Origin of the sequence: Saccharomonospora iraqiensis subsp. paurometabolica YIM 90007, assembly GCF_000231035.2 — a bacterium.
GTDB classification, from domain to species: Bacteria; Actinomycetota; Actinomycetes; order Mycobacteriales; family Pseudonocardiaceae; genus Saccharomonospora; species Saccharomonospora paurometabolica.
This window is the reverse complement of the sequence record NZ_KI912258.1, coordinates 31,015-33,590: the sequence shown is the minus strand read 5'-3', so window position 1 is coordinate 33,590 and position 2,576 is coordinate 31,015. Positions and strand designations below refer to the sequence as shown.

The 2,576-nt window shown below is 74.4% G+C and carries 2 protein-coding genes and 1 pseudogene; 1 reads left to right on the top strand and 2 read right to left on the bottom strand.

What is annotated here, in order from left to right; genetic code table 11:
• Positions 1 to 394: pseudogene (locus tag SACPADRAFT_RS28805) on the top strand (prephenate dehydrogenase); the annotation flags it as partial.
• A 139-nt stretch (positions 395 to 533) separates the two neighbouring features.
• Here SACPADRAFT_RS28805 and SACPADRAFT_RS0219380 read toward each other — a convergent pair.
• Complete coding sequence (locus SACPADRAFT_RS0219380; RefSeq protein WP_028662603.1) at positions 534 to 776, bottom strand: antitoxin; 243 nt, start codon at positions 774 to 776, stop codon at positions 534 to 536.
• A 72-nt stretch (positions 777 to 848) separates the two neighbouring features.
• The coding region (locus SACPADRAFT_RS0219375) for an FUSC family protein (RefSeq protein WP_007027232.1) at positions 849 to 2,576 on the bottom strand (1,728 nt) is incomplete at its 5' end.

The following is a 2,576-nucleotide window of genomic DNA, read 5'->3' as shown; positions in this document are numbered from 1 at the left end:
GGTCGCCACCGCGCTCGCCGCGGGGTCGTTCACGGACGGCACCCGGGTCGCCGGAACCCGCCCGGACCTGGTGCGGGCGATGACCGAGGGTAATAGTGCCGCGTTGCTCCCCGTGCTGGACGAGGCACTGGGCACGCTCGGGGCGGCCCGCGGTGCGCTCGCCTCCACCGGCAGCCTCGCCGCCACGATCGAGTCCGGACACGAGGGCCACCGCACGGCGCGGGATCGGCGGGAGGCCCCGCGGGCGGCCGTGCGGATCGACCTGGACGCACCTGATTCCCGCGCCGGGCTCGTCGGGGTCGGCGACCTCGGCGGCCGGGTCACGGCGCTCGACGGTTCCGTGGTCACCGCCGAGGTCCCCGGACCGGCATCGGGTCCGGACGGAGCGGCCTGACCCTCCCGAGCGCCCGCGTGCCGCGGCCGGAGCGGCTCAACGGCACGGCCGCCCGAGACCCGGCCGCTCGGTGACCTGACCGCTCGGTGACTCGACGGCCCAGTGACTCGACGGCTCGGTGACTCGACGGCTCAGTGGCTCAGCCACCCTGCGGGGGCGGCGGCTGCTGCCCGCCACCGGGAGCTCCGCCCTGTCCTCCCCCCGCGTTCTTGTGCAGGAAGCTCTTCGCCTTCTCGGTCGCGGTGTCGATCTTGCCGGACTGCTTGCCGAACCGCGACTTGGCCATCCCGCTCGCCTTGTCGAGCCCCTGCTCGATCTTGCCGCTGTTCTTGGTCAGCGCGTCCTGGGCCTTGCCCTTGAGCTGGTTGAAGTTCATAGCCATATCTCCAGAGCACCAGCATCGGCCGGATCGCGCAACGTGGGGCGCCGACCTTCGCGGCGACCGCGCACCCGACTACCCGCGCGGCCGGAACGTGCTCAGGTCGGGGCCGGTGACCGCGTCGAACGCGGCCGAGATCTGCTCCACCACCCCCGCCAGCCGCTCGTCCCGCGGTAGTCGCACCTCGGCGGGGCGGCTGTGCAGACGCACCGCCATCGCGAACTCGGCCAGCGCCAGCCCGATCTGGCGCACGTCCGACTCCGCGGGCGGTGTCGCCGTGCCGCGCCGGTCCAGGACGACCGCCACCGCCGTGACCGCGTCGGTGAGCTGCTCCAGGGCCACGATCGCGGGCCACCACGCCGCGGCCTGCCGCCCCGCCGCGGAGGGCTCGACGACGAGCTGCTGGAAGACGGTCCGCAGGTCGGACAGGGCGCGATAGGCCCGGCGCCGCCGGCGGGACCGTTCGTGTCGCCGCTGGGCGGTGTCCACCGGACGCAGCGCCGCGTCGGCGTAGTCGGCGATCTCCTCGGCGACGTCCGCCAACCGACCGCCCAGCACCGGACGCCTGCTGCCCGGCCACAACAGATAGCCGAAGACGAGCACGATCGCGCAGCCGAGTGCGGTGTCCTCCAGCCGGGCCAGGGCCACGTCCCGTTCCCCGGTGGACAGTTCCATCTGCACGATCAGCAGCGGGGTCACGAACGCGCTCAGCAACCCGTAGCTGCGCACCTTCCCGAGCGCGGCCGCCGACCCGAAGAGCGCGACGAGGCCCGCCACCCAGATCCCGGGCGGGACCAGGGCGACCACGGCGGCGCCGAGCCCGACCCCGGCGACCGTGCCGAGGCCCCGCAGCACCGCCCGGCCGAACACCGAGCCGAAGTCCGGCTTGATGATCAGCCCCACGGTGAGGGTGATCCAGTACGACCGCTCCACCGGGACGACGAACCGGACCGCCTCCGCCAGGGCGACGCAGAGGGTCACCCGGACGGCGACGGTCCAGGTCACCGGGCCCGACGCCAGCGCGGAGACCCACTCGGACAGCCGCTGCCGGAGCGGGACCCGGGCCCGGTGCAGCCGTTGTTCCTCCATACCGATCGTGGTCAGGGCCGCGTACAGCGCCGCGATCTCGGGCGGCGACTCCGGGACGTCCCCCGGCGGGTGGGGCAGCGGATCGTCCCCGCGCACCGCCGTGGCGAGGTCGGTGAAGTACGCGATCACCGCGCGCGGCGGGCGCTCCCCGGAGTCCACCACCGCCACCGACGCCTCGATCGCCGGTGTGGTGGCGGTGAGCAGGTTGAGCAGCCCCCGGTAGGTCTCGTCCCGCCCGGACAGCCATGACCGGGCGCTGAGCAACCGGTCGTAGGCGGTGTTCATCGCCCGGGTGAGCTGGTGCCGGGCCGCCCGGGACATGTCGTCGTCGCCGGCCGAGACGGCGGAGAGCATCCCGGCCAGTTCGAGGTGGACCTGGGCGACGGCCTCCCGTTCGGGGGTGGTGGCGCGCACGGTCCACCCGGCCAGCGACACCAGCAGGCCCCAGCAGGAGCCCGCGGCGAAACACCCGAGCGTGAGGCCGTAGGACAACCCGTCCTCCGGCCTGCCGGTCCCGAGCACGGTGAACACGAACAGCTGCAGCGCCGCGATCGAGGCGTTGCTGCCCGCCGCGCTGACCAGCGCCGACACCGCCGCCACGACGATCACCAGGGGGACGGAGAAGACCGCGTCACCGCGGGCGAGCAGGCCGAACGCGAACGCGGCGACCGCGGTCGCCATCGCCCCGCCGAGCCGCACGGCCCGCCACCGGTA

Bases quoted from the DNA above. Each gene is read 5' to 3' on its own strand.
- SACPADRAFT_RS0219380 (WP_028662603.1), bottom strand. From the start codon at position 776: ATGGCTATGAACTTCAACCAGCTCAAGGGCAAGGCCCAGGACGCGCTG.